Here is a 26,149-nt window from a genome sequence, read left to right on the forward strand (position 1 = left end):
TGCGCCGCGAGCCTGGTGCGCTTCAGGGCGATCGCCGGCGGGGTGCGCTCGCCGGCGAGCCAGAACCGGACCGTGCGGACGTTCTCCCCAATGTCGGCCGCGAGCTCGGCCTGCCACCTTGAGCCGTACATCGCCTGCCCAAGAGAGGCGATCGCCTCGGCCTCGGGGGACGGCATCTTCGGCCCGCCGTTGGAATTGCTCACGTTTTTCGCCTCATGCAAGCGAGTGGGGCTTCGGTATCGTTTCGATGCAGGGCGGGGCCGGCGTGGAGGCGACGGTCACTACCGCGTTGAGCTGGAACGACCAGGAGTGCCGGACGACGGCCTTGGCGTTCGGGACGGGCTTGGGCTTCCTCACGGCTGAGGCCTCCGGGTACGGGTGGTGCGGGGCGCCCGTTCATGGGCGGCGGCCGCACCGCCGCCCGGCGGCAGCGAGGCGCGGAGGATCTCGCCGTGCTCGTGCAGGGCCCGCGTCAGGTCGGTCCCGGTCCAGACGATCGTGAAGGCGAGGTCGCGGTCGGCGGGATCGAGGGCGACGCGCGGCAGGCTGACGGCCTGCTCGGGCGGCCGACGCCCCTCCTTGATCCGGGCGACCACGTAGGTGGCGCCGGCGAGCACGCCGCCGACGGCGATGGTGCCGATGGCCTTGAGGGCGTCCGCGGGCAGGCTGGTCAGGGCGGCGAGCCAGTCGATCAACGGGAAGCTCTCCGGAGGATGGCGGCCCGTGCGTCGTTGGTCCCCTGGTCCCAGACGGCCCGGAAGGCGCAGTAGGCGTCGACGAGCGCGAGGACGCCGTACGCCCCTACGCCGGTGTTCCAGCCGGGGTAGCCGTCGTGCGCCAGGAGCCACGCGAGCCCGGTCCAGACGGTCGCGCCGACGGCCGCGGTCACGAGGCGGATCGTGGGTGAGTGGTGCTTGTCGCCGTTGGCCCAAAGGCCGAGCATGCGGATCACCGCGACCCCGAGGAGCGTCGCCCCCCAGGTGCCCTCGGGGGCGATGGCCTCGAGGGCGTCGAAGGTCGGGCAGAAGCAGCATCGCGGCGACGCCCAGCAGGACGAGGGCCCCGACCCATTCGGCCTCGCGCTGCTGGTGGTACCCCTGGAACGGGAGGCCGCGGCTCATGCCTTACCTCCCTCGTCCTCGGTGATCCCGACTGGGGCAGGCTCGGCCTTGGGCGCCTTGGCAGGGCCGCGATCACAGCCTCATCCGGCACCACCTCGGGCTCGGCGAGGTCGGCGTGGCGCACGATACCCTGGCACCGGCAGCGGCCGCAGTGGACCTCGGACCAGGTCATGCCGGCGCCGAGGAGCGGTCGCATCGCCTCGCGGCAGGCGGCGGGGCTGTCGCAGCCCTCGAAGGTGAAGGGCTTGTCAGTCATGGCCGGCGTAGTCCCGATCGAGGATGGTGCGCTTGCGCGGGGCCGGGGCGGCCGAGGCCTCGTTCAGCGAGGTCAGGTCCTGGCGCAGCTTCTTGGCCAGGACGGTCACGACGGCCCTGTCGGAGATGACGAGCTTGAGCCCGTCGGCGGTCACGGCCGTCGCGTCGTTGGCGACCCCCAGGCCGCCGAGGATCGAGAGCTTCCGGCGGATGGCGCCGACGTTGATCCCCCGCGCGCGAAGGGCGGCGATCGCGGCCCCGTCGTCCATCCCCTCGATCCAGACGCCGAGGGCCCACTCGGCGTACCGGCGGACTGCGTGGTCGGTGGCTCGGGCACGGATCCCGTCTGGGTTGCCACGCTGCGGCTGTGCCTGCGGTTCGGGGGCGGCTGCACGAGACATGCTCCTGGGTTCCCCCGAAGCGTCCCCCAGGCCTCGCTATTCGGCTACCCGGGGTTCCCCATGTCGTGGGGTCGCCGGTCCCGCATGGCGGCTAGACCATGTTGCGGGTCATCTTGTGGAAGATGTTGTCCGCGAGCTGGGCCTCCATGATGGTCGGGATCCGGGCGGCGGCGGCGCGGCAGGCCTCGTCCCAGGGCTGCTGCAGGCTCAGGCGGTACGTCGCCCGGTCGACCGCGAGGAACAGTATCCGCGGGTGGTCGGTGTCCTTGAGCTTCCGGCCGACGCGCCGGACCTCGCCCCCTTCGTCACCAGGACCTGGTCAAGGGCGGACGCGCCCTTCCGCCCGTCGAGGACGTCCCGCTCGGTCACGGGCACCCGGGGCGGCCGGGCGACGAAGGCGAGCCTCGGGACCCCGTGGAGCTTGATCTTCCCGTAGTAGACGCCCCACCGGCTCTGCGTGCCGGACCGCTTCGGGGCCCGGTCCAGGCGAGCCTCGCGCACCAGCCGGGACACGAAGGAGCGGGGCACGCCGCCATTGGACGTCGGCCGGACGCACTGCGTCAGGGTGATGTTGTCCCACCACGGGATGAGGATGTGGCGCTGGCTGAGGCCGACGTCGCCGGGCAAGCGGACGGTGGGCTGCAGGCCGAAGAGGTACCTTGAGGTAGACGCTCTGCTTCGACTTGACGAATACCTGGGCGTAGACGTCCTGGATGTGGCGCTCGCCCCGCTCCATCCCGGCGAGGTCCGAGGGGCTCAATCGCTTGTAGGCGACCGCGCTCTTCGTCCACGGGGTCTGGCGCTTGAGGGTCTTGTGGAAGCCCGCGCGGATCCCAAGGACGGCTGCCTTCGCGGTCTCGTCGACGGCCCACCCGGCGGCCCGCCGGTACTTCGCCCACCCGACGGCCGAGACGTACTTGTCGCGCTACACGTCGATCGCCGCGCCGAGGTCGACGCCGACGTCGACCGCGTCGAAGCCGCTCAGGTTGAAGCTGCCGGAGGATTGCCGTCTGCGTGCCATGGCGGGGACGCTGCCACCGCGGGCGTGTCCCGGTCAGCCCTACGGCACCCCTGAAAAACGGAAGCCCCCGGGGTCTCCCCCAGGGGCCTACAACGTGTGGTGCACGTGTCCCTCGCCCTTCGCGCGGTAAGGATATTCTAGGACACCCGCCCGCGCGTCACAAGGGCGATTGGGTCACCAGCCCTGCTTCATGCGGCGATACTGGTTTTCCGAGGTCGAGGCGGAAAGGAAGGCGGCGGCCGGCGAGTAGGCAGGAGGACGGCGCCGCTTGACCGGAGGGGAGTAGCAGTCGGGCACCTTCACGTCATCGCAACCGCCGAAGGGTATGACCAGACGCCCCCAGAACTTGTCCTCAAGGATCGTCACCCCGACCCCCGGGGAGAACTCGATGCTGGTGCTGATCGCTGAGTTCCGACGGATGCGGGGCGTAGGGAACGGGATCACGCGGTCCTCGGCCGGCGGGGTAGGGGTCTGATCCACGGCCCGATCCGGGGTCTGAGCCGGGGGCGGGGCTTCGCCCCCGATATAGCGTCCCGAAAACCGAACCGGCTGAACATCGGACATCCGGGGTTCGACGGCGGGAGACGGGGTCTCGACGACGGCCTCGGCGGGAGCCTCGCTCGCGGCCTTCATCGCCTCGCACGCCCACGTCCGACCGCGACCGTGCGATGCCTGGATCGCCGCCACCGCCTCGGCGAGGGTCTTCCCCTCGGCCCGCAGCGCGAGGCCGTGGCGCCCCGCTTGCAGCTTGGCGTCGGCCCGGTCCGAGCGCGGCACCGCGCCGTCGCGAACCCTCTTGGCCGCCTTGCGCTCGATCGCGGTCAAGGCGACGGCCTTGCCGGGGCGGATGAACCGTAGGCCGGCCGCGTCCGCCTCCTCGGTGGTCACGCCGAGCAGGTCGGCCATCTTCGCGCCGCTGTAGTGGTACAGCGGGTTCCAGGCACGGTCGCCGTGCTCCACCACCTCGCCCGCCTCGTGGCGCTTCTGGCGACGGCCGAGCGTCCCGAGGCAGTCGGCAGCCTCGGCGAGCGGCAGGCCAGCCAGCGGAGCGAGAAGCGCCGCCCACGTGGCCAGATCGCCGCCTTTCGCCTGGGCGTAGGCGTTAGCGGTCAGGAAGACCCACGCATGCCTCTGACCGACGGCGATCCGGCCGCGGTGCTCACGCAGGCGGAGCAGCTCTTGGAGCCTCCGCTCCCACGAGGCGGTCTTGCCGGCATAGGCACGGGCCGCGGGCGCCTTGTTCGAATTCGCAGGGGCCGGCATCAAGGCCTTCTCAGCCATCCTCGCACGGAATGCGGCCCCGGTGAGCGGCAGGACTGCGTCGGCGAGCGCGTCGATCCGGCAGCGCTGGATGTCCTCAATCGAGGACGGCCACAGCCGGCGGCACAAGGTGCCCGACTTCGGGTTCACGGTGCCCCAGATCCGGAGAACCCGGGTCGCGTCCTGCGTCCCACGATCGAGGCCGGCGTCGCGGAAGGTCCGCCACAGCGGGGCGAGCTTGGCCTCCTGCGCGTCGCGATCGGGGTCGGCGCGGCGGCGGGCGGGCACCGAGCCGTCGGCGTTCAGCGTCGGGCCGTAGAGAGCGTCGAGGATGCGGCGCAGCTTCGGGCCGGCGCGCCCAGGCAGGGCCTCGCACAGCCACACGGCATGAAGGCCGCGGCCCGAGGCGGTCCAATACGAGGGAGCCGGCAGACCCGCCGCCGCGATCGCCGCGGCAAGGAGGACGCGCAGGTCCTCGATCGGCAGGTCACGGTAGGGCAGCGCCCGGCCTAGGGCGTCCTCGGCGTAGGGATCGAACTCCAGCCAGACGTGGCCGACCGAGGCCAGCATCTCGCCCGCTCGCCGCCGCATGAAGCGGTTCACCGACACGAACTGCGCCGCCGAGAGCTCTTCGAGGCCGAGGTAATCGCGGCAGCCGTAGGACGTCTGCCTGTAGAAGCCGGCCCTCTTCGTCGCCAGGACGAACACGCCGTCGCCCCCGCGCGGGTGCAGCAGGCGGATGTGGGCGACCATCTCCTCGTAGTCCGCGACCGCGACGGGGCGTGCGGGCAGCGCGGCGAGGCGCGCCCGGTGGTCCGGATCGTCGAGGAAGGCAAGGAAGGAGGGGCGAACGAAGGGCATGAACCGCGCAGAGGAAAGAAGGGCAATCCGCGGGCACCACACCGCGAATTCACACAGGCTACCCGCGTCGCAGGCGAACTCCAAATGGCCCGCCGCCTGGCAACCCTCCGCGGGGACTGCGCTACGGTGACGCTATCCCGAGGGGTCGCCCGCACCGCCCCTGAGGTCTCGGATGCGTGCGAACCGTTGCCCGCGCGCGCGAGGGCGACCGTGCCCCTGATCGGGACACGCCCGGGCTGGCACGGTCCCCCGCGTGAACGAAGCGAAGGGCCGCGAGCGCCATGGATCGGGATGGTGACCGGCCGAGCCAGGGCGGGAGGGTGGCCTTGGGAGGAGGCAGCGCCTCCGCCGGCATCGGCTGCCCTACTCGATCGCCAAACTCCCCGAGATCGCCAGCTGCCCATATGCACCATCTGCGTTTAGGATTTATCCACAGAAAGCAAATGGAGCTCAAAACGAGTAGCGGAGGGGCATCCAGGCTCTTACAAGTTCGATTGGCGGAAAACGCCAATGAGCTGCAAAACGCCCTCGCGGCGAGGGCGAGAAGGGCCTTCCTGCCGCGGCTCTACTCATACCGACCCCCCTGCAAGACCTTCAAGTCTCCACATCGCGTGTTGTGAAACAAGCAGTTGCGCCCAAGGGTTAGTGCGGGAATAATTCTTCCATCATCATCAGCAGTCGGGCGATGATGTGCAAATCATAGATCCCGATTATCTAGATTTAGAGCATGACAATGTCCGAAATTTGCCAATCTCAAATTCGTCCAGTCCAAATTACGCTTTGGGACATAATTGGCGAAACCCCAATCGAGATGCGAAAACCCATCGACCCTCTGCTGGCGGACCCCGTCATCGCGCAACAAAGGAAAACCAGCCGCAAAACTGGATTTAAATCCAAGTCTAATCAGTTATGCGGCGGCCGCTTCTGACCGAGGCTGTGTGAAAACGCCTTGATCTGCTAAGCTTGTCACCGATCTGAGGAGGTCGGGATGTCCCGCTTCATCGCCGGTGAGGATCGTCGTCAGAGCACGCTCCTGCCTGATTGCCTCGATGATTACGTGACAGCGGATAACCCGGTCCGCCTCGTCGAGGTCTTTGTCGACGAACTCGATCTCGCCACCCTCGGTTTTGCCAGAGCCGTGCCCGAGGCGACCGGCCGTCCAGCCTACGACCCGGCGACACTTCTCAAGATCTACCTCTACGGCTACCTCAACCGCGTCCCGTCGAGCCGCCGTCTCGAACGCGAGACCCAGCGCAACATCGAGTTGATGTGGCTGACCGGTCAGCTGATGCCCGACTTCAAGACCCTGGCCGACTTCCGCAAGAACAATGGACCTGCGATCCAGGCCACCTGCGCACAGTTCGTCGTCCTCTGCCGTCGGCTGAACCTGTTCAGCAAGGCGGTGGTCGCGATCGACGGCAGCAAGTTCAAGGCGGTCAACAATCGCGACAAAAACTTCACCGTCGCCAAGGTCGAGGCGCGCCTGGTGCAGGTTGAGGTGAGCGTCGCGCGCTATCTCGCGGCCCTGGACCGGGCCGACCGCCAGCCGAGTGACGTCGCCGAAGCACGAACGACGCGGCTCGCCGAGAAGATCGCAGCTTTGCGCGAGCAGATGAAGGACCTGCAGGCGATGCGCCAGCAGGTCGAGGAGGCCCCCGACCAGCAAGTCTCGTTGACTGACCTCGATGCTCGCTCGATGGCCACCAGCGGCAAGGGAACTGGTATCGTCGGCTACAACGTTCAGGCGGCGGTCGATGCCGAGCATCATCTGATCGTCGCCCACGCCGTGACTAACATCGGCAACGACCGCGCCCAGCTCGTTCCGATGGGGCTCCTGGCCAAAGAGGCTACGGGATGCGCCACGCTCACGGTGCTGGCTGACCGAGGCTACCTCAACGGCGATCAAGTTCTGGCGTGTGAAGGCACGGGCCTCCTGCCGTGCTGGCCCAAGACACTGACATCAAATCACGCCAAGCGAGGTCTCTTCACCGGACAAGACTTCATCTACGACGCTGAGAAAGATCACTACACCTGCCCCGCCGGCCAGCATCTGACCAAGGGGGCCGCTCGATCCGATCGCCAGTCCGGAGGTGACGCGATGGATCCCTACAGTAATCCCAAGGCTTGCTCAAGTTGTGAGCTCAAACCCCGCTGCACGCCGACGAAGGCGCGTCGGATCAAGCGCTGGGTGCATGAGGGCGTACTCGATGCGATGCAGGAGCGGCTCGACCGGATGCCGGACGCGATGCTGATCCGTCGCCAGACCGTGGAGCATCCGTTCGGCACGATGAAGGCCTGGATGGGGGCGACGCACTTCCTGACGCGGACACTCGCGAACGTCAGAACCGAGATGAGCCTGCAGGTTCTAGCCTACAACATGAAGCGGATGATCCAGATCGTCGGGGTTGGAGCGCTGATCACGGCGATACGGGCGTAGCCCACCCCTGCGCGCGAGTTCGCTGCAAGGGCTCACCCAGCTACCCAGCCACCAAAACCGACTTCTCACACAGCCTGGACCCAACCCGGTCGCTCACGCGCGTTTATGTGGATCCCGTAAGCGGACGTTGGCTTGATTCCTACCCTGGCAGCTTTGCGCCCATTCCAGTCACTAGATGGCCCTCGTGAGCGTCTCCGAAGCAGATATCGATCAAGCCGGCGGCCACGACATTCTCATGTTGTGACACATCAGTGGGCTTTGGAAGGCACGCCTAAGCGCAAGATCGCAGCATCCAGTTCTTTAGGCGGAATACAGCGACGACGGAATGCGCGACCAAACGGTGCGGTATGACGGTGCGCACCGCCCAACAACACGGACAGGCCTACATGGACCGGCTACTGACGCACGCCCAGAAGGGCGAGCTCAACCCGGCCTGTCTCGCCAACCACCGCTTCTCCCTTGAGGACGGACCGCGCGGCTACGACATGTTCAATCACAAGACGGACGGCTGCGTGCGCGCGGTTTTCGCGCCTAAGGCGCACGTGCCGTCCACGGATGGAGGGAAATCCATGGAGCAGCGCCCGTTTGGTCCCGTGCCGCGCGAGGTTGCGGTGATTGGCCAGGGAACCTGGTACATTGACGACGCGCACCGGCCCACCGCGGTCGCAGCGCTGCGCCGCGGCCTCGACCTCGGCATGACGCATATCGATACCGCCGAGATGTACGGTGACGCCGAGACCGTGGTCGGCGAGGCAATCGCCGGGCGGCGCGACGACGTGTTCCTCGTCTCCAAGGTTCTCCCCAGCAACGCCTCCCTTGCCGGGACGGTGGCGGCCTGCGAGCGCTCGCTCGCGCGCCTGCGCACCGACAGGCTGGACTGTTACCTGCTGCACTGGCCCGGCTCGCATCCCCTTGAGGACACCTTCGCCGGCTTCGAGCGGCTCCGCGAACAGGGCAAGATCCTATCCTGGGGGGTGAGCAACTTCGATGTGCCCAACCTCGAAGCCGCCTGGAAGGCCGGGGGCGATGGCCGCATCGCCTGCAACCAAGTGCTCTATCACCTGGAGGAGCGCGCGATCGAGCACGCCGTCCAGCCCTGGTGCGAGGATCACGGCATCGCCGTCGTCGCCTACAGCCCATTCGGCCATGGCAGCTTCCCTGGCCCACGAACATCGGGCGGCCGCGTCCTGGATGAGATCGCGGCGAACCACGGCGCCACCGCCCGTCAGGTCGCGCTCCGGTTCCTGGCGCGGAGGCCGTCCACCTTCACGATCCCCAAGGCGTCCAGTCCCGAGCATGCCGCCGACAACGCCAGCGCTGGCCCGCTGCGGCTGACGGAAGACGAGTTCATGCGGATCGACGCAGCGTTTCCGCGGGGTCCCCGACCACGCCACCTTCCCATGTTGTAGGCCCGTGATGCCCGCTTGGTCAGGGCAGATGATCGTCCCGCCGTCTCGCATCCCGACCCGGCAGCGGACGATCCCGCCGCTGGGCGGGGATTCGCGGATCGGCGGATCGTCCGAACGACCCACGCTGCCTGCCGAGAGGTAAAAGCGCCTAGAACATGCGTCGTGGCGACCGTTCGGCGGATGGGCGCCCCCTCGGGCCGCAAAGGAACTCGTTCGTATCCCGGGAGATGACTTTCCGCCCAGCGCACAGTCTGGCGGCCCACCGGCCGCTCGGTTCGGTGATGCGGGCGCGTCTCCGAGTCTACCGGGCGCTGAGCGCCGTCCGCCACCGCGAAAACGGCGTCGCGGCCGGGATACCTCCGGCATCGACCGCATCCCGTCGTGAGGAACGGCGCGACGGTGCCTCCGTTAGATCCCGACATCCAGAAGGACGATGACATGAGCTTGCAGGGCAAGAAGATCGCGATCCTGATCGCACCGCGCGGCACCGAGGATCCGGAGTTCGCCAAGCCGCATGAGGCGGTGAAGCAGGCCGGGGCGACCGTGACGGTCATCGGTCTGGAGGCCGGCGAGGCCGAGACAGTCAACAACGACCTTGATCCCGCCAACCGCTACAAGGTGGACAGGACCATCGAGGGGGCATCGGCTGCGGACTACGACGGCCTCGTCGTGCCCGGCGGCTGCGTCGGCGCCGACAAGCTCCGGGCGAGCAAGGATGTCGTGGCGTTCGTCCGGGACTTCTTTGCCGCGGGCAAGCCGGTCGGGGTCATCTGCCACGGGCCGTGGACCCTGATCGAGGCCGACGTCGTGAAGGGACGGACGCTGACCTCCTACCCCACCGTTCGGCGGGACATCGAGAACGCCGGTGGCACCTGGGTCGACGAGGAGGTCGTCTGCGACAAGGGGCTCGTTACCAGCCGTACCCCGAAGGACCTGCCGGCCTTCTGCGCCAAGATCGTCGAGGAGTTCGCGGAGGGCCGCCATCCCGACCAGGCCCGGAGCGCCTGAGGAGTCGGGAAGCCGGCGATTGACTGTTGAGAGCCGGGGCGGCCCATGGGTCGCCCCGGGTCATGTCTTGAGGACGTCCCGCGGCCGGGACGCCTTCGCGGATGCCTCCATCAACCCTCGATGGCGCCGATCTGCTTCAGGATGCCGAGCTCGTCGGACGAGCCCCGCCGCTCGACCATCTTGCCGTCGACGAAGCGGCCGATCTGCATGCCGCGGACCTTGATGGCCTTCCCGGTCGGCTTGTGGCCGTTGAAGTCACCCTGGTGCGTGCCGGTGAGCGTATAGGCGAAGGCGACGCTGTCCCCGTCGGCGACGAGCTTCTTCACCTCGACCTGCATGTCGGGGAACGCGGTGCGGAGTTCGGTGAAGAAGGCCTTGTATCCCTCGGGACCCATGTGCTGGCCCGGCGCCGGGTCGTGGTCGTGGCAGTCCGGGGCGACGACCTCGGGGAAGGCGTCGAATTGGCCGCTGTTGACGAGTTCGCCGAACTTCTCGGTCGCCTGGATGCTGGTCTCGCGGGACATGACGTTCCTTGGGGCTCGGGGGCGGCGGAGGCGCGCCCGGCGCCTCGACTCACGTGAAACTCTCGCCACCGTGGGACGTTGCCGGCGCCATGCGCGACAGAATCGGGATGATCGCCAGGCATGACGCCGTCCATGAGGGTGGCAGTAGCCGACATGCCAGGCCGTCCCGTCCCTAGGTGACGTTCACCCTCACACGATGCCAGCAGGCGCATAGGTAGCCCTTGTGGTTCCAGGTCTCGTCCGGCAGCGCCGGCTGTGTCTGACCGGCCTCGTCCCAGGCGCGCACCGCGAGCTCATGCTCGCCCGGAGGCAGGTCGAGGCTCGTGCTCCAGAACGTCCAGGCGAACGGAGCTGCCACGTCGCGTTCGAGCTCGGCCTGCACCCAGGACCGGCCGCCGTTCCCCGAGACGTCGACGCGTACGACGGTTCGGTCGCCGCTTACCGCGTAGCCTCGGATCCTGTTGCCCCCCGGCTTGAGAATGGCCCCGCGTGCCGGCTCGCAGATCGCCGCGTTCAGCGGCATCGTATCGATGGTGTGCCCATTGGCGGGATCGGCGGTCTCGGCGGTCACGTCCGCCGGGTACAGCTTGTAATCGCCGGCCTGGATCGGGTTGTCCGAGGGGTGGTCCTGGACGGTCAGTCGCCGGAGCCACTTGGGGCTGCGCACGCCGGCGAAGCCCGGCACCACCGCGCGGACCGGGAAGCCGTGCTCCGGGAGCAAGGCTTCGCCGTTCATGGCGTAGGCCAGCTGGGTCTCGGGCGCCATGGCCTTGGCGAGTGGGATGGAGGCGCCGTAGGGGTGTCCGTCCACCGTGTCGTGGCTCTCGAAGGCGACATGGAGGCCCACGCGCTCGGCGACCCCCGCCTCGCGCAGGACGTCCCCAAGGCGCACCCCGGTCCATTCGGCCGTGCCGATGGCTCCTGCATCCCACGGGTCGCCAGAGACCGGGGCGACCGCCCGCATGTCGGCGCGGCGATTGCCGGCGCACTGCATCGTGGCCGTGACCATGGCTACCGGAAAGCGGGTCCGCAGATCGGATAGCGACAACTCAAGCGCGGGGCCGGTTCCGCCATCGACGCTAAGGCGCCAGGTCGCCTCGTCGAGGTCCGGCAGGTCGCCGTGCGTGCGGACGTAGAAGTCCTCCGCCGGTGTCCGGTAGGAGGCCCGCAATCGGTCGAGGGGCGGTTCGGCGTTGTAGGGCTTGTCGCCGTGGACGATCAGGCGTGCCTTGCGCTCGGTCAAGCTCGACATCGGCGCTCCTGCGCGGGTGGGGTCACGGCAGTGAACGCGCTTGGGCCCGTAAAGGTCATTCAGCGGCACAGGGGACCGCCCAGGACGCGATCCTTACACCGGCTTCGGCGGTGAGGATTCGAACGTGGGCCGCAATCGTCGATGCACGCTGACGGGCGCTACGGCCCACCCTGAAGCGAGCAGACTTCTCCAATGCAGCCCTGTTCGCCAGCGCGATCCTTTTCGGGCGAGCATGACATCGCCCCCGGCCGAAGAACCTTGATGGGAGCACCGCGCTCGCACAGCGAGGTCGACACACGATGCGGCATGGTTCAAATTGACCGAATAAACGGCAATTTTCGCGTCGTATGACGACGGTTCCATATAAATTATGCCCGTATGACTGCACTGCACCAAAAATATATCATCGCTTCACCCTCGGTTTATTTGGGCATTTTTTTCGGGGCAGCGGGAACAGCCTCTGTTTGGAACGGTTGTCGAGTGAGGTCCGAGCCGAGCCTGGGTCCGAAATCGGCCGACTATCCATCGCGGTGCCGCTACTCTTGACGCTCCATCATCGGCCGCCACATCACCCGGTCGACCTGGTCCGTCGGGCCAGCTCCAGCATAGGATGCCTCCCATGGCCACAGCGAGCGGTTCTGCCCGCCCTGCCACCACCTTCGACATCACCCTGACGATCAACGGCGAGACACGGGAGATCGCCGTCGCACCCTGGACGACGCTGCTCGACCTGCTGCGCGAGCGTCTCGACCTCACGGGCACGAAGAAGGGCTGCGACCACGGCCAGTGCGGAGCCTGCACCGTCCTCGTGAACGGGACGCGGGTGAATTCCTGTCTCGTCCTCGCGGTGATGAAGGACGGCGCGGACGTCACTACGGTCGAGGGACTTGCTGGCATCGCCCACCATGCCGGGACGAACACGCTGCATCCGATTCAGGAGGCTTTCATCGAGCGCGACGCCTTTCAGTGCGGCTACTGCACGCCGGGGCAGCTGTGCTCGTCGGTCGGCATGATGAACGAGGGCCATGCCAAGAGCCGGGACGAGATCCGTGAGGCGATGAGCGGCAACATCTGCCGCTGCGGCGCCTACACCAACATCGTCGACGCGATCCAGGACGTCATGCAGGAGGCCGGCCGATGAACCGTTTCGACTACGTCCGCGCAGGCACCGTAGCCGAGGCGATCCAGGCGTTCCAAGCGGATCCCAAGGCGCGCTTCATCGCCGGTGGCACCAACCTCGTCGACCTGATGAAGTACGATGTCGAGCGGCCCGAGCGGCTCATCGACATCACCCGCCTGCCGTTGACTGCCATCGATGAGCACGAAGGCGGGCTGCGCATCGGCGCGCTGGTGACGAACGCCGCGGCGGCCTACGACCCGCGGGTTCGGGAGCGCTATCCCGTCTTGGCCAACGCGATCCTGGCCGGGGCCTCGGCCCAGCTGCGCAACGCGGCCTCCACCGGCGGCAACCTCAACCAGCGCACGCGCTGCTACTATTTTTACGACACGGCCACGACCTGCAACAAGCGCGAGCCCGGCTCCGGCTGTCCCGCGGTCGGCGGCGTCAACCGCATCCACGCGATCTTCGGGACAAGCGAGCACTGCATCGCGACGCACCCCTCCGACATGTGCGTCGCGCTCGCGGCGTTGGAGGCTACCGTGCGGGTGAGCGGGCCCGAGGGCGAACGTAGCATCGCGTTCGCGGACTATCATCGCCTCCCCGGCGACGACCCGGCAAAGGACAACACGCTCCGACCCGGCGAGATCGTCGTGTCCGTCGACCTGCCGGAGAACGGGTTCGCGACGAACTACACCTATCTCAAGCTGCGCGACCGGCTCTCCTACGCGTTCGCGCTGGTCTCGGTTGCCGCCGTGCTCGAACTCGACGGCGATAGCGTGAAGACCGCGCGTCTTGCGCTCGGCGGCGTCGCGCACAAACCTTGGCGCAACCGGGAGGCCGAGGCGTTTCTGCAGGGCAAGCCGGCGACCCGTGAAAGCTTTCAGGCCGCCGCCGACCTCGTCGTCGCGGAGGCCGAGCCCCAGTCCGAGAACGGCTTCAAGGTCGAGCTTGCGCGACGGGCCATCGTTCGGGGTCTCGAACAGGCCGCCGCCGGCACGCCGCAATCGCTCTCCGACAAGCGCATCCAGTGAGGTCCATCCGCATGACCCAGACGTTCAGCTCCACGGGCCGCGACACCTACGTCGGCAGCGCCCGCTCCCGTGTCGACGGCCCTGCCAAGGTCACCGGGCTGGCCAAGTACGCGGGTGAGTTCGCCGCCCCAAACCTCGCGCACGGCTACGTCGTGTCGAGCGCCATCGCCTGCGGGAAGATCACGTCGATCGACACCTCGGCGGCCGAGGCTGTGCCCGGCGTGATCAAGGTGATCACGCACGAGAACCGCGAGCGCACCGCCTGGCGCGACAAGAACTATCAGGACGCGGTGGCGCCTCCCGGCTCGCCCTTCCGCGCGCTCTACGACAGCAAGATCCACTTTAGCGGCCAGCCGGTGGCGCTCGTCGTGGCGGAGGATTTCGAGACGGCTCGCTATGCCGCGACCCTCGTCTCGGTGTCCTATGAGGCGCAGGCGGCCATTACCGACCCGGCACAAATGCGCGAGTTCGGCTACGTGCCGCCGGTGAAGCGCAGCGGGATCAAGCCGCCGCCGAAGCCGTGGGGCGATGCCGACGGAGCCTACGAGGGGTCGGCGATCAAGCTGCGGCAGGATTACCGGCTCGCAATCGAGCATCACAACCCGATGGAGCCGCACGCCTCCACCGTCGTCTACGAGGGCGACGGCAAGTACACGGTCTACGACAAGATCCAGGGCGTCTCGAACAGCCACGACTACATCACCGCCGTGTTCGGCTTGAAGAAGGACGACGTGCGGGTGCTGAACCCGTATCTCGGCGGCGCCTTTGGCTTGGGGCTGCGCCCGCAATACCAGCTCTTCCTGGCGATGCTCGCCGCGCAGGACCTCGAACGGTCGGTGCGCGTGGTGCTCACCCGCGATCAGATGTGGAGCCTCAGCTACCGTCCCGACGTGCTCCAGACTATATCGCTCGGCGCTGACAAGGACGGCACCCTGCGATCCCTCCGGCACGACGCGCTGTCAGGAACCTCGCGTTACGAGGACTACCAGGAGGTCGTCGTCAACTGGTCGGGCGTCCTTTACAAATGTGACAACGTCGCCCTGACCTACAAGCTCGCGCAACTCGACACCGCCACGCCGAGCGACATGCGCGCGCCGGGCGCCACGACCGGCGTCTTCGCCATCGAGATCGCGATGGACGAACTCGCCTACGAGACCGGCATCGATCCGGTCACGCTTCGGTTGCGCAACTTTTCGGACACGGACGCGACCGCCGGCGGTAAGCCCTTCGGCTCGAAGGAACTCAAGAGTTGTTTCGCGCATGGCGCCGAGCGCTTCGGCTGGGAGAGGCGCGACCCCACGCCTCGCTCAATGCGTGACGGCCGGGAGCTCGTCGGCTGGGGCATGGCGACCGGCGTATGGGAATCGATGATGATGCAATCGAGCGCCCACGCCATCCTGACGGCGGAGGGCAAGCTCGAAGTCGGCAACTCGACGGGCGATCTCGGCACCGGCACCTACACCATCCTGACCCAGATCGCCGCCGACACGCTCGGCCTGACCATGGAGGACGTGACGACGAAGCTCGGCGACACGCACCTTCCCGAAGCGCCCGTCGCCGGTGGCTCGTGGACGGCGGCCTCGTCCGGCACGGCCGTGATGAAGGCCTGCCGCAACGTCGGCGAGCAGGTCTTCAGGATGGCCCGGCAGATGGAGAATTCGCCGCTCGCCAACGTCGAGTTCGACCGCGTCGCCTTCACGAACGGCCGCATGGAGGTCGCCGGGGATCCCTCGCGCAGCGTTTCAATCGTGGAGACCCTCAAGGCCGCAGGCGTCCAGAAGGTTGAGGCGACCGAGACGGCCGGCCCCGACAAGGACTTCAACGACGCATACGAATCCTACACGCACTCCGCGGTGTTCGTTGAGGTGAAGGTCGACGAGGATCTAGGGCAGGTGCGCGTGACCCGGGTCGTTTCGGCGATCGCGGCGGGCAAGATCCTCAACCTGAAGACGGCACGCAGCCAGATCCTGGGCGGCGTGGTCATGGGTATCGGCTCGGCGCTGGAGGAGGAGTCGATGATGGACCACCGGATCGGGCGGTTCGTGAACCACAATCTCGGCGAGTACCACGTGCCGGTGAACGCCGACGTCTACGACATCGACGTGATCTTCGTGCACGAGGAGGACAAGGCCAACGCGCTGGGAGTGAAGGGTCTCGGCGAGATCGGCATCGTCGGCACGGCGGCAGCCATTTCCAACGCGGTGTTCCACGCCACCGGCAAGCGCGTCCGCAACCTACCGATCACCGTGGATAAGCTGCTGTAGACGGGCGGCCTTCCCCGACTTCGGCACTGGCATCGCAAAGGCGCAGGGGGCCCTTCGGATACGGTCATACCCCTCGATCCGACTGTGGCCTCCTGGATGCATCTGCGGCGGGTTCCCGCAATGCTCCGAACCCGGAGGATCGCCCCGGATCGCTCAAGCCGCCACGACCGGGATCTCCTCAAGCCGGATCGTATATCGCGGCGAGCGCATCTCGAACTTGGTCGACCACCCCCGCGCCGGCGCGAACCCGGCGGCGGCCGGGACGACCGCCCCGCGCCCGAAGCGGCGGTTGCAGGCGTCGAGCGCAGCCATCAGCGCGGCGCCTTGCTCGCGGTCGAGCTGGCCAAGCCCGGGCATCGCCCGCTGCGAGGCGTGGAGAGGCAGGAGATCGGTCGTGACCACGCCGGCCTTGGAATAGCGGAAGCCTTCCCGCCAGGTCCTCCGGACGCCATGCAGGGCGGCCTTCACCAGCACCAGGGTGTCGTTCGATGCCTCGGGCAGCGTCACCACGGTCGAGACCGACCGCTGCGGCCGGGTCCGGTCGTGCTCGGAGGTGTGGAAGAAGACCGTGACGTGGTCGGTCCCGAGCCCCTCCCGCCGGAGCTTCTCCCCGAGCCGGGTCGCGTGGACGGCCGCCGCCTGCTCCATCGTCGCGCGATCCTCGACGCGGTCAGAGAAGCTCCGGGTGACGGCGCAGCCCTTCCGGGTCGCCGCGACCTCCTCCAGGTCGAGGCAGGCCTCGCCGCGCAGCTCCCGCCTAAGGCGCTCGCCGACCACCGTCATGGCCTTGCGCACCGCACGGGTGTCGAGGTCCCGCACGTCGGCGGCGCTCTCGCAGCCGAGCGCCCCGAGCTTGCGGGCGTTCGCCGGGCCGACGCCCCAGATGTCCTCCGGCGGGATCCGGGCCATCCAGTGGTCGTAGGCGGCCGGGTCGGTCAGGTCGCAGACCCCGTCGAGCTCGTGGTGCTTCTTGGCGACGTGGTTGGCGAGCTTCGCCAGCGTCTTCTTGGCGCCGATTCCGACGCAGGTGGGGATCCCCGTCCAGGCCCGCACCGTCTCGCGCATGTCACGGGCGAGCGTCACCCGGTCGGCCGCCCGCACGTCCGAGATGTCCAGGAAGCTCTCGTCGATCGAGTAGACCTCGATGCGCGGGGAGAAGTCCCGGTAGACCGCGTTCACCCGGGCAGACATGTCGCCGTAGAGGACATAGTTCGAGGAGTAGACCCGCACGCCCTTCTGCCGGCACATGTCCCGGATCTTGAACCACGGGTCGCCCATGCCGATCCTGAGGGCCTTGGCCTCCGGGGTCCGGGCGATCGCGCAGCCGTCGTTGTTCGACAGCACGATCACGGGCACCCGCGCGAGCCGGACATCGAACACCCGCTCGCAGCTGCAGTAGAAGCTGTTGCCGTCCGAGAGCGCGTAGGCCCGGTCGCTCATTCGCTCCGGCGCCTCGGGTTCACCGAGCCGGAGACGACGCCCCAGACCTCGATGGTCGCGTCGGGGGACAGCTGGAACTCGGGGAAGCGCGGGTTGGCGAAGTGCAGGGTCACGCGCGGCCCCTGGCGTCGCCAGACCTTGAACGAGCGCTTGCCGTCGACGTCGACCACCACCACGTCGCCGTTGCGCGGCTTGAGCGAGCGATCGACCACGGCGATGTCACCGTCGTGCAACTTCGCCAGCAGCATGCTGTCGCCGGCCACCCGCACCAGGAAGGTCGCCGGGCGGTTGGCGATCAGCAGCCGATGCAGGTCGATCTCGTCCTCGATGAAGTCGTCGGCCGGGCTCGGGAAGCCGGCACGGACCGCCTGGGCGAGGATAGGGATGGGGATCGGCAGACCGATCGTGACGCTGAGGACCTGCATGCGCTCGCTCCGAATCTAACGGAACGAAAGAGGAACACGAATGATCGGTTCCTACAAACGGCCGAGCTCGGCATACCGGCTGGCGGCCCCTTCGTATCGCTTATCTGTGGATGGCTGTGGACAACTAGAGCCGTGCCCGGTCACGTAGCGACGGCCAAGTCGGTATCGTAGCCGGCGGCAGCAAGGGAGTTGCGGCACTCATCTGCCGTGAAGCGAGCCAAAGCCTGCCGGATGGCGTGCCACAGATCAGGGACGGTGCGGGCCGCCGCTGTCCGGAGCAGAGCCTTCAGCTTGGCGAAGATCTGCTCGATGGGATTGAAGTCCGGGCTGTAGGGCGGGAGGTAGAGCAGCCTCGCCCCGGCGGCCTCGATGGTCTCACGCACACCTGCCACCTTGTGGGCCTGCAGGTTGTCGAGGATGACGGTGTCACCGGGCTTGAGCGCGGGCACAAGCGTGTCGGCGACGTAGGCCCGGAAGCGTGCGCCGTTGGTGGCGCCGTCGAACGGGGAAGTGGCGCACAGGCCATCGCTGCGCAGGGCGGCGGTGATCGTGGTGGTCTTGTAGTGCCCGTGCGGGACAGCCAGCCGGCAGCGCTCGCCTCGCGGAGCCCGACCGTAGCGGCGTGCCATGTTGGTGGCCGCGGCAGTCTCGTCGAGGAAAACCAGCCTGTCGGGATCGAGGGCGTCCTGGTTCTCGAACCAAGCCTCGCGGGCTGCCCTTACGTCCTCGCGCGCCTGCTCGGCGGCGTGGATCGCCCCTTTTTACGGGTGATGCCACGCCGGGCGAAGAAGCGGGATAGGCTGCTCGTGCTGGTCTGCAGGCCGCGCTCGGCCAAAGCGTCACGCAGTTCGCGCAGAAAGATCGCCGACCGCGCCTCGTAGATCGTCAGGATCAGGTCGGCCTGCGCCTCGATCCGGTGCGAGGCATGATCGCCGCCCGACGGCTTGGGCGCAAGCTGTCCCTCCTGGCGAAACCGATCCGACCAGCGGCTGGCGCTGGACACGCTGACCCCAAACCGGGCTGCAGCCTGATGACAGGACGCGCCCGCGGCTACGGCCGACACGACACGCTCGCGTAAATCGACGGACAAAGGTGAAGGCATCGCCATCCTCCTTCACCCCTCAACGTCCCGACCCTCCAGCCGCCCCAAACCGCTCGGGCACGGCTCTAGCGCGACATCGCTTACGTTGAAGAAGAAACTCACCACGACGATGGCGGCAGAGCGGTCGCAGCGATGCCACATACCGCTCTGTCTAGCTTACTTGACCGCGAGAACATCCCAGCGCTCGATGACCGGCGGCGTGGCCAGAAGCTCATCGGCGTTCTGCATGAGTGCTGCCGCGATCGGACCGTTGAGATGTGCGGTTCTGTCGCCATCATTCTGAAAGGCGTCAAAGATCGCGAAACTGCTTGGTCCGAACTTTACAGCATACCAGACCGGAGTACCTGTTTCGGCTTGTGCCAACGGCAGCGCGTCCTTCAGAAACTTTTCCAAAGCCGCTTCTTTGCCAGGCTTGGCGTCGAGCCGCACGAATAAGCCCATATGTGTCATCTTCATCGTCTCCATCTTTGGGTGTGGTTGGGTTGACTTCGAGCTGCCTGTCGTATCCGCCATTGCGCTTGTCGCGCCGGTGGCGACAACGAGGGCCGCCGTGAGCAGGAACACTTTAATGGTCCTCATTTTGTTCCCTATTTGATCGCGCCATCGTCGGCCGCGTCGCTAGACTATCATCGCAGCGGAGCGTTAGCGCTTGGCAGAATTGACAAACATGATACCATTCTCGCCATGAGCACAGCCACGACAATTTTAGCGCTTGATGGGGTGTTCGATACTGGGCTTGCGGCGTTTCAGGACACCTTAGCGACGGCGCGCGACTTGGCGCCCCCCGCCTTGCGTGAAAGTTTGAACTCGTCGGTTTCCAGCATTCGTCGCGCAACACGTACAGCGCACGGCCTCGCAATCCCTACCGTTCGGGCCGACGCCCTCCCGACTCCCGGCTTTGTCTTCGTGCCGGCATTGGGAGCGAAGACGGAGGAAGGCATTGCCGACGCCCTTGCTCATCCCGATGTAAAGCGAGCTGTCGAACTATTGCGAACCTGGCAGGCAAATGGTGCGACTATCGCTGCTGCTTGTACGGGGACATTCGTCCTCGCCGAGACGGGATTGTTAGACAAACAAGAGGCCGCCACCAGTTGGTGGCTCGCACCTTTCTTTAGAGCCCGGTATCCCAGCGTTGCACTCGATGACAGCCGTGCGCTGGTGGGTAACGACAGGGTCGTTACCGCAGGCGCGGTGCTCGCACATTTCGATTTGGCGCTCTGGTTCGTTCGTCAGCGGAGCCCCGAACTGGCCGACACCGTCGCTCGCTACCTAATGCTCGATCCTCGCTCGCCTCAAGCTACCTATGCCATCCCGGATCATTTGCGCCACGCCGACCACCTGGTGATGCTCTTCGAGAAGTGGGCGCGTGAAAACCTCGATACGGGCTTTTCCTTGGAGCAGGCCGCGGCCTTTGTCGGGACAAGTGAACGAACTCTGTCCCGCAGAATCAATATGGTGCTGGGCCGCTCTCCATTGTCTTATTTCCAGAGCCTGCGCGTTGAACGAGCGGCTTATCTCCTGAGGACGACCAAATTGGGAATGGATGAGATCGCAGCCCGCACCGGCTATGATAATGCAGCCACTCTCCGCACTCTGCTACGTCGTAAGACTGGCCGCACCGCCTCAGAAATTCGCCGGACGAACCATTTAGGAGTGCAGGATTAGAGCCGTGCCCGAGCGGTTTGGGACGGCTGGAGGGTCGGGACGCTGAGGGGTGAAGGAGGATGGCGATGCCTTCACCTTTGTCCGTCGATTTATGTCGACCACCCCGTGATCCGCGCCGGTTATGCTCGTCATGATGTGCGGGAAGCGCAGGTAATCGTCGAGCGAGAGCGGCGGCGCGACCCCGAGCAGCTCCGGGTTGAACAGGCACAGGTAGCCGAAGCGGTAGAGGGCGCGGACCTTGTGATGCGCCTGGCCCTCCGTCAGGACCCCGACCGCCAGGTCGACTTGGTCCGCATTGAGCTCCCCCAGCACGCTGCCGTAGTCGAGGGCGCGCAGCCTGAGGCTGATGCCGGGCGCTTCGCGTCCCAGGAGGGCCAGCAACCGGGGTATGAGATACGCCTCGACGCTGCCCGGCACCGCGAGGGTGAAACCGCGCTCGACCGTGGCAGGATCGAAGGAATCCTCGCGGAGGACGATGCACTGGAACTGGCGGACCGCCGACCGGACGGGCTCGACCAGGGCGACCGCCCGCGGGGTCAGCCGCATGCCGTCCGGGGCCCGCGTCAGCAACTCGTCGCCGAGCAGCTTCCTCAGTCGGCCGAGGCTGCTGCTCATGGCCGACTGGCCGACGTTCAGGTGGCCCGCCGCACGGGTGACGCTGCGCTCGGTCAGGAGCGCGTCGAGGGCCACGAGCAGGTGAGGTCGATCCCGGCGAGGTCGCGATGCTTGACCGTCATGGTCGCCCGCGCCCATCGGCAGGGGCGCCCGATCCGTCATGCGGCAACAGCGCGAGGGACGCCTCGGCGATGCGCTCAAGCTCCGCCCGCGCGGCACCGTCCCGCGCCTGGACCGACAGGCCCTGCAGCAGCGTGTTGAAGGTCGAGGCCAGCGTCGCGACGTCGGTCCCGAGCGGCAGGTCGCCGGCGTCGAGGGCCCGCTCGAAGCGCTTGCGGAAGTTGGTTCGGCTGACCTCCCGCAACGCCCTCAAGGCGTCGTGGACGTCCTGTGCCTCGGGCGAGACGTTCGCCGTGCCCAGGACGACCATGCAGCCGCAGGGCGCATCGAGGGAGGTCAACACGGCGGCCGCCTCGGTCATGAACCTCCCCACCGCGACGCGAAGGTTCGGCTCCTCGCCGAGGAGCCTCCAGGGGGCCGCCCAATAGGTAGTCTCGTAATGCTCGACCGCCTCCATGAAGAGGGAGGCCTTGTTGCCGAAGGCCGCATAGAGGCTCGGCGGATTGATCCCCATGGCGGAGCAGAGCTCGCCCATGGTCGCCGGCTCGTAGCCACGCTTCCAGAACACCTCCAGTGCGCTGTGCAGGGCCTGGGCCCGGTCGAAGGTGCGCGGCCGTCCCTTGCTCCTGTGCGACGTGATCGCGGTCATCGCATCCTTGGTGTGCTGGCGCACATGAGCCCTCAGACGGGCCCGCTGCGGGTTGACGGCGTGTAACGCCCGTTACAGATATAACGTCAGTAACGCCCGTTACAATAATCGATTCCGAGACGATGTCAGCGTCGTGACCACCGGTCCGGCGCAACGGAGACCCTTGCCCGATGGCCAAGCTTTTCGAGCCCGTGACCCTGCGCGACGTGAACCTGCGCAACCGCCTCGCCGTCCCGCCCATGTGCCAGTACCAGGCCGAAGACGGGTTCGTGACGACCTACCATACCGTGCACTACGGAAAGCTCGCGCTCGGCGGCTTCGGCCTCGTCATCGTCGAGGCGACCGCCGTCTCGCCGGAGGCGCGCATCACCCACGGTGACGTGGGCCTCTGGCGGGACGAGCAGGTCGAGGGGCTCGCCGGCATCGCGGCCTTCATGAAGGCGCAGGGTGCGGTACCCGGCATCCAACTCGCCCACGCGGGTCCGAAGGCCAGCATGCAGCGCCCCTACCACGGCGACGGTCCCCTGAACGAGGCCGACATCGCCCGCGGCGACCGGCCCTGGGCCATCGTGTCCGCAAGCGCCCAGGCCGTCGACCAGGGCTGGCTGGTCCCGGAGGCGCTCGACGCCGCCGGCGTCGATAAGGTGAAGGCGGACTTCGCCGCCGCCGCCCGGCGCGCCCTGAAGGCCGGCTTCGAGGTCGTGGAGCTGCACTGCGCCCACGGCTACCTGCTAAACTCCTTCCTCTCGCCGCTGACCAACCACCGCACGGATGCCTACGGCGGGAGCCGCGAGAACCGCTTCCGGCTGCCGCTGGAGATCGCCCGGGAACTGCGCGCGATCTGGCCGGTCGACAAGCCGTTGTTCGTGCGGGTCTCGGCGGTCGACGGCTTGAAGACCGGCGTGACCATCGAGGACACGGTCGCCTTCGCCGAGGCCCTGAAGGCGGTCGGCGTCGACGTGGTCGACGTCTCCTCGGGAGGCGTCGGCACCACCTACGAGCACCCGAGCGGCTACGGCCACCAGGTGCCCTACGCCGAGCGGGTCAGGCGTGACACTGGCCTCAAGACCATGGCGGTCGGCCTGATCGTCGACCCGTTCCAGGCCGAGCAGGTCGTGGCCGAGGGGCACGCCGACCTCGTCGCCATCGGCCGCGAGGCGCTGCGCAACCCGAACTTCGCGCTCGACGCCGAGCAGGCGCTCGGGGCCGCCCCGCAGGATGCGCCGTACGAGAGCTGGGTGCCCCAACTCGGCTGGTGGCTGAACGGGCGCGAACGGAAGCTCCGCCGGCTCGGCGCCTGGTCGAACGGCGAGGACGTGGCGGCTTGAGCCTCCGGGCGGGGACGCACCGTGACGGCTGCCCCCGCCTCAGGACCCGCGTTCACGGCTGAACCGGGCCGTCGTGAAGTCGAGGAACGAGCGGAGCTTCGGCGTGATGCGGCGGTCCGGCGCGTACAGGATATGGAGGGGCCGTTCCGAGCGCCATTCCGCCAGGACGCGGACCAGCCGGCCGGATGCGAGGTCGTCCGCGAGGAGCTCCTCGGCATGGTGGATCACGCCCATCCCGGCCAAGGCTGCCTGCCGCAGGGCGTGGCCGCTGTTGGCGGAGAACCGCGACCCGATGGGCACGACGACCTCGCCCTCGTCGCCGTGGAACGTCCAGCGTTCCTCCAGCGCCGAGCCGGAGAAGCCGAGGCATGCATGCCGGGCGAGGTCGCTCGGGTGCCGAGGCCGCCCGTGCCGCTCCAGGTAAGCCGAAGACGCGCACGGGATCAGGTTCAGGGGACGCAGGCCCCGCGCGATCAGGCTGCTGTCGTGCAGCGGGCCTGCGCGGAATACGCAGTCGTAGCCCTCGTCGATCAGGTCCACCACACGGTCGCTGAGGGTGAGCCGTACCGTGACCTCAGGGTTCTCAGCCATGTACGCGGGAAGCAGCGGCGACAGGCTGTAGGTGCCGAACGAGACCGGCGCGTTGATCCGCAACTCGCCCCGTGGCCTCGCCCGGCTGTCGGCCGCGATGGCTTCGGCCGCCTCCAGTTCCGCCAGCACGATGCGCGTGCGGTCGAGGAAGTCGCGCCCGGCGTCGGTCAGGCTCTGCCTGCGGGTTGTCCGGTTCAGCAGGCGCACACCCAGGTGCTCCTCCAATTGCCGGATGTGCTTGCCGACCATCGCCGCGGAGATGTCCGCGGCGTCCGCGGCCGCCGCGAACGAGCCGAGGTCGGCGACCTTGGCGAACACCTCCATGCTGGCGAGACGGTCCATATTCCTGACCAATGGTTGCGAGTGTCGCGATCAAACGACGATTTATCACGGACAGGACGAAGTCCTTACCTCCCGTCGAGGCCGGCGGCGCCGGCTCGCGAACGAGGAGAGCAGTCATGACCGTCGCAGTCATCGGAACCGGGAACATGGGTGCCGGCATCGCCCGGCTGCTGGCCTCGAAGGGCGAGCGGGTCGTCACCGGGTCGCGCGACCCGGCCAAGGCGGCGAAGCTCGCCGAGGAGATCGGGGCGGGCGCCGAGGGCGGCGGCATCGCCGCGGCCGCCAAGCTCGCCGACGTGGTGATCTTCGCGGTGAACTACCCGCAGGCGGGCGAGGCGGTCCGCGAGGCCGGCGGCTTCGCCGGCAAGGTGCTCGTCGACATCTCGAACCCCATCACGGAGGACTACAAGGACCTGCGCGTCGGGCACACCACCTCGGCCGCCGAGGAACTCCAGAAGCTCGCGCCCGAGGCGAAGGTGGTGAAGGCGTTCAACACGATCTTCGCGCAGTTGCTGCCGGCGGAGGCGCGCGAGGGCCGCGACCCGGTGCAGGTCTTCGTCGCGGGCGACGACGAGGCCGCCAAGAAGACGGTGTCCGACCTCGTGGCCAAGGGCGGGTTCCAGCCCGTCGAGTCGGGCCCCCTGAGCAACGCCCGGTTCCTTGAGCCGCTGGGCGAGATCAACATCCACTTCGGCTTCTTCCTGGGCTGGGGCACGAGCGCCGCCCCCGCGTGGATCAAGGCTGCCGCCTGAGGGCTCCCGTCCAGACGTCCTCCCGCCGGGCATCCCCGGCGGGAGGTTTCCGCGCCCTTCCCGGGCGCACGCAATCGAGGAGAACGACCATGAGCCGCATCGTACGCTTCCACGAGACCGGCGGTCCCGAGGTCCTCAAGGTCGAGGACGTCGCGGTCCCCGCGCCCAAGGCCGGCGAGGTCCAGATCCGGGTGAAGGCCATGGGCCTGAACCGGGCCGAGGTCATGTTCCGCACCGGCCAGTACGTCACCCGGCCGACCTTCCCGGCCATCCTAGGCTACGAGGCCGCCGGCACCGTCGAGGCCGTCGGGCCCGACGTCGCCGGCTTCGCGGTCGGCGATGCGGTCAGCGTCGTGCCCTGCTTCATGCTCGGTGACTACGGTCTGCACGGCGAGCTCGTGAACGCCCCGGCCTTCGGCGTGGTGAAGCACCCGGAGAACCTGTCCTGGGAGGAGGCTGCGGCCACCTGGATGATGTTCGTGACCGCCTACGGCGCGCTCGTCGACATCGCGAACGTCCAGGCCGGCCAGACCGTGCTGATCCGCGCCGCCTCCAGCAGCGTGGGCTTGGCCGCCATCCAGATCGTCAACGCCCTCGGGGCCACCCCGGTCGCCCTGACCCGTCGGAGCGCCAAGCGTGACGAACTCCTGAAGCACGGGGCGGCCCACGTCATCGCCACCGAGGAGCAGGACCTCGTCGCCGAGGTGAACCGCATCACCGAGGGCAAGGGCGCCAACGTCGCCTTCGACCCGGTCGGCGGACCGGAGGTCGCCAAGATCCTCGACGCGCTCGGCTACCTCGGCATCTTCTTCCAGTACGGCGCCCTCGACACGACGCCGTTGGCGGTCCCGGTCATGCCGCTGCTCGGCAAGGACCTGACGGTGCGCGGCTACCAGCTCTTCGAGATCACCAAGGACCCGGCGCGCTTGGAGAGGGCCAAGGACTACATCGTGAAGGGGCTTGCCTCGGGCGCGCTGAAGCCGGTGGTCGCCAAGACCTTCACGCTCGACCAGATCGTCGAGGCACACCGATACATGGAGAGCAACGAGCAGGTCGGCAAGATCGTCGTCACCGCCTGAGCGGGAGGCGCCGAGGGGACAGGCCCGGCGGGATCCGCATGGGCCGCCCCTCGTCCGGCTCATAGGTCGACCGGACG

Annotated in this window: 25 protein-coding genes and 1 pseudogene; 11 read left to right on the top strand and 15 right to left on the bottom strand. The window is 67.7% G+C overall.

Annotated elements, in window-relative coordinates; translation table 11 throughout:
* The 6 genes from HPY23_RS28735 to HPY23_RS28760 form a co-directional block, all read right to left on the bottom strand.
* Nucleotides 1–203, bottom strand: a 203-nt coding sequence (locus HPY23_RS28735) for a helix-turn-helix domain-containing protein (protein WP_478219422.1), incomplete at its 3' end; no start/stop codon positions are given.
* Nucleotides 204–353: 150 nt separating this feature from the next.
* A complete protein-coding gene (locus HPY23_RS28740; protein WP_200601901.1) occupies nt 354–695 on the bottom strand; it encodes a hypothetical protein in 342 nt (113 codons plus the stop codon).
* The gene (locus HPY23_RS28745) at nt 692–943 is read right to left on the bottom strand and encodes a hypothetical protein (RefSeq protein ID WP_200601902.1); all 252 of its coding nucleotides are present in this window, start codon (nt 941–943) and stop codon (nt 692–694) included. Before HPY23_RS28745 ends, HPY23_RS28740 begins: the two co-directional genes overlap by 4 nt.
* Before the next feature lie 426 nt (nt 944–1,369).
* Nucleotides 1,370–1,645, bottom strand: coding sequence for a hypothetical protein (locus tag HPY23_RS28750; RefSeq protein WP_200601903.1), 276 nt, complete (start codon nt 1,643–1,645; stop codon nt 1,370–1,372).
* 339 nt (nt 1,646–1,984) lie between these two features.
* Entirely contained in the window at nt 1,985–2,404 is a 420-nt protein-coding gene (locus HPY23_RS28755; protein ID WP_200601904.1) for a hypothetical protein, read from the bottom strand.
* 568 nt (nt 2,405–2,972) lie between these two features.
* Nucleotides 2,973–4,919, bottom strand: a complete 1,947-nt coding sequence (locus tag HPY23_RS28760; RefSeq protein WP_200646501.1) for a hypothetical protein — start codon at nt 4,917–4,919, stop codon at nt 2,973–2,975.
* A gap of 988 nt (nt 4,920–5,907) precedes the next feature.
* On the opposite strand from HPY23_RS28760, the gene HPY23_RS28765 reads away from it, so the two are divergent.
* The 4 genes and pseudogenes from HPY23_RS28765 to HPY23_RS28775 all read left to right on the top strand — a co-directional run bounded on the left by HPY23_RS28765 (nt 5,908) and on the right by HPY23_RS28775 (nt 9,773).
* Nucleotides 5,908–7,356, top strand: a complete 1,449-nt coding sequence (locus HPY23_RS28765) for an IS1182 family transposase (protein WP_200601906.1) — start codon at nt 5,908–5,910, stop codon at nt 7,354–7,356.
* Between the two features lie 569 nt (nt 7,357–7,925).
* Nucleotides 7,926–8,765 carry an aldo/keto reductase gene (locus tag HPY23_RS28770; RefSeq protein WP_200601974.1) on the top strand — a complete coding sequence of 280 codons (840 nt, stop codon included), beginning with the start codon at nt 7,926–7,928 and terminating at the stop codon, nt 8,763–8,765.
* A gap of 224 nt (nt 8,766–8,989) precedes the next feature.
* Nucleotides 8,990–9,150, top strand: a pseudogene (locus HPY23_RS33340) (catalase); the annotation flags it as partial.
* 53 nt (nt 9,151–9,203) lie between these two features.
* Nucleotides 9,204–9,773 carry a type 1 glutamine amidotransferase domain-containing protein gene (locus tag HPY23_RS28775; RefSeq protein WP_012322180.1) on the top strand — a complete coding sequence of 190 codons (570 nt, stop codon included), beginning with the start codon at nt 9,204–9,206 and terminating at the stop codon, nt 9,771–9,773.
* A 110-nt stretch (nt 9,774–9,883) separates the two neighbouring features.
* Here the strand turns inward: HPY23_RS28775 and HPY23_RS28780 are convergent, their stop codons facing one another.
* Together HPY23_RS28780 and HPY23_RS28785 are read right to left on the bottom strand one after the other, a co-directional pair.
* The gene (locus HPY23_RS28780; RefSeq protein ID WP_200601907.1) at nt 9,884–10,297 is read right to left on the bottom strand and encodes an ester cyclase; all 414 of its coding nucleotides are present in this window, start codon (nt 10,295–10,297) and stop codon (nt 9,884–9,886) included.
* Between the two features lie 172 nt (nt 10,298–10,469).
* Nucleotides 10,470–11,549: a molybdopterin-dependent oxidoreductase gene (locus tag HPY23_RS28785; protein WP_200601908.1), complete on the bottom strand. Its 1,080-nt coding sequence runs from the start codon at nt 11,547–11,549 to the stop codon at nt 10,470–10,472.
* 619 nt (nt 11,550–12,168) lie between these two features.
* Between HPY23_RS28785 and HPY23_RS28790 the strand changes: the two genes are divergently transcribed.
* Genes HPY23_RS28790 through HPY23_RS28800 form a run of 3 tightly spaced genes read left to right on the top strand, consistent with a single transcriptional unit; the run spans nt 12,169 to nt 15,964 of the window.
* Nucleotides 12,169–12,690, top strand: coding sequence for a (2Fe-2S)-binding protein (locus HPY23_RS28790; protein ID WP_003605536.1), 522 nt, complete (start codon nt 12,169–12,171; stop codon nt 12,688–12,690).
* A complete protein-coding gene (locus HPY23_RS28795) occupies nt 12,687–13,700 on the top strand; it encodes an FAD binding domain-containing protein (RefSeq protein ID WP_003605534.1) in 1,014 nt (337 codons plus the stop codon). The genes HPY23_RS28790 and HPY23_RS28795 overlap by 4 nt, the downstream gene beginning before the upstream one ends.
* A gap of 11 nt (nt 13,701–13,711) precedes the next feature.
* Nucleotides 13,712–15,964, top strand: a complete 2,253-nt coding sequence (locus HPY23_RS28800) for a xanthine dehydrogenase family protein molybdopterin-binding subunit (protein ID WP_200601909.1) — start codon at nt 13,712–13,714, stop codon at nt 15,962–15,964.
* A gap of 153 nt (nt 15,965–16,117) precedes the next feature.
* On the opposite strand, the gene HPY23_RS28805 is transcribed toward HPY23_RS28800, so the two are convergent.
* From HPY23_RS28805 to HPY23_RS28820, 4 genes are all read right to left on the bottom strand, one after another.
* Nucleotides 16,118–17,404, bottom strand: coding sequence for a Y-family DNA polymerase (locus HPY23_RS28805; protein WP_200601910.1), 1,287 nt, complete (start codon nt 17,402–17,404; stop codon nt 16,118–16,120).
* On the bottom strand, nt 17,401–17,829 hold the full coding sequence (locus HPY23_RS28810) for a LexA family protein (protein ID WP_200601911.1): 429 nt from the start codon (nt 17,827–17,829) through the stop codon (nt 17,401–17,403). The genes HPY23_RS28805 and HPY23_RS28810 overlap by 4 nt, the downstream gene beginning before the upstream one ends.
* Before the next feature lie 140 nt (nt 17,830–17,969).
* A protein-coding gene (locus HPY23_RS28815) for an IS630 family transposase (RefSeq protein ID WP_200601912.1) occupies nt 17,970–18,931 on the bottom strand; the annotation gives its coding sequence in 2 pieces (ribosomal slippage) (nt 17,970–18,580 and nt 18,580–18,931; 963 coding nt in all).
* A gap of 156 nt (nt 18,932–19,087) precedes the next feature.
* The gene (locus HPY23_RS28820; RefSeq protein WP_243695625.1) at nt 19,088–19,495 is read right to left on the bottom strand and encodes a putative quinol monooxygenase; all 408 of its coding nucleotides are present in this window, start codon (nt 19,493–19,495) and stop codon (nt 19,088–19,090) included.
* Nucleotides 19,496–19,615: 120 nt separating this feature from the next.
* Between HPY23_RS28820 and HPY23_RS28825 the strand changes: the two genes are divergently transcribed.
* Nucleotides 19,616–20,596: a GlxA family transcriptional regulator gene (locus HPY23_RS28825; protein WP_003601689.1), complete on the top strand. Its 981-nt coding sequence runs from the start codon at nt 19,616–19,618 to the stop codon at nt 20,594–20,596.
* Here HPY23_RS28825 and HPY23_RS28830 read toward each other — a convergent pair.
* Together HPY23_RS28830 and HPY23_RS28835 are read right to left on the bottom strand one after the other, a co-directional pair.
* Nucleotides 20,579–21,286: a LysR family transcriptional regulator gene (locus HPY23_RS28830; protein ID WP_329618749.1), complete on the bottom strand. Its 708-nt coding sequence runs from the start codon at nt 21,284–21,286 to the stop codon at nt 20,579–20,581. The two genes, HPY23_RS28825 and HPY23_RS28830, sit on opposite strands and share 18 nt — an antisense overlap.
* Before the next feature lie 43 nt (nt 21,287–21,329).
* A complete protein-coding gene (locus HPY23_RS28835) occupies nt 21,330–21,980 on the bottom strand; it encodes a TetR/AcrR family transcriptional regulator (RefSeq protein ID WP_200601913.1) in 651 nt (216 codons plus the stop codon).
* Nucleotides 21,981–22,150: 170 nt separating this feature from the next.
* Between HPY23_RS28835 and HPY23_RS28840 the strand changes: the two genes are divergently transcribed.
* Nucleotides 22,151–23,308: an NADH:flavin oxidoreductase/NADH oxidase gene (locus HPY23_RS28840; RefSeq protein ID WP_200601914.1), complete on the top strand. Its 1,158-nt coding sequence runs from the start codon at nt 22,151–22,153 to the stop codon at nt 23,306–23,308.
* A gap of 39 nt (nt 23,309–23,347) precedes the next feature.
* On the opposite strand, the gene HPY23_RS28845 is transcribed toward HPY23_RS28840, so the two are convergent.
* Complete coding sequence (locus tag HPY23_RS28845; protein WP_200601915.1) at nt 23,348–24,241, bottom strand: LysR family transcriptional regulator; 894 nt, start codon at nt 24,239–24,241, stop codon at nt 23,348–23,350.
* 116 nt (nt 24,242–24,357) lie between these two features.
* On the opposite strand from HPY23_RS28845, the gene HPY23_RS28850 reads away from it, so the two are divergent.
* Nucleotides 24,358–24,993: an NADPH-dependent F420 reductase gene (locus HPY23_RS28850; RefSeq protein WP_200601917.1), complete on the top strand. Its 636-nt coding sequence runs from the start codon at nt 24,358–24,360 to the stop codon at nt 24,991–24,993.
* Nucleotides 24,994–25,082: 89 nt separating this feature from the next.
* Nucleotides 25,083–26,072, top strand: coding sequence for a zinc-dependent alcohol dehydrogenase family protein (locus tag HPY23_RS28855; protein WP_200601918.1), 990 nt, complete (start codon nt 25,083–25,085; stop codon nt 26,070–26,072).
* Nucleotides 26,073–26,149 lie beyond the last annotated feature (77 nt).

The organism is Methylobacterium ajmalii, assembly GCF_016613415.1.
Classification (GTDB): domain Bacteria; phylum Pseudomonadota; class Alphaproteobacteria; order Rhizobiales; family Beijerinckiaceae; genus Methylobacterium; species Methylobacterium ajmalii.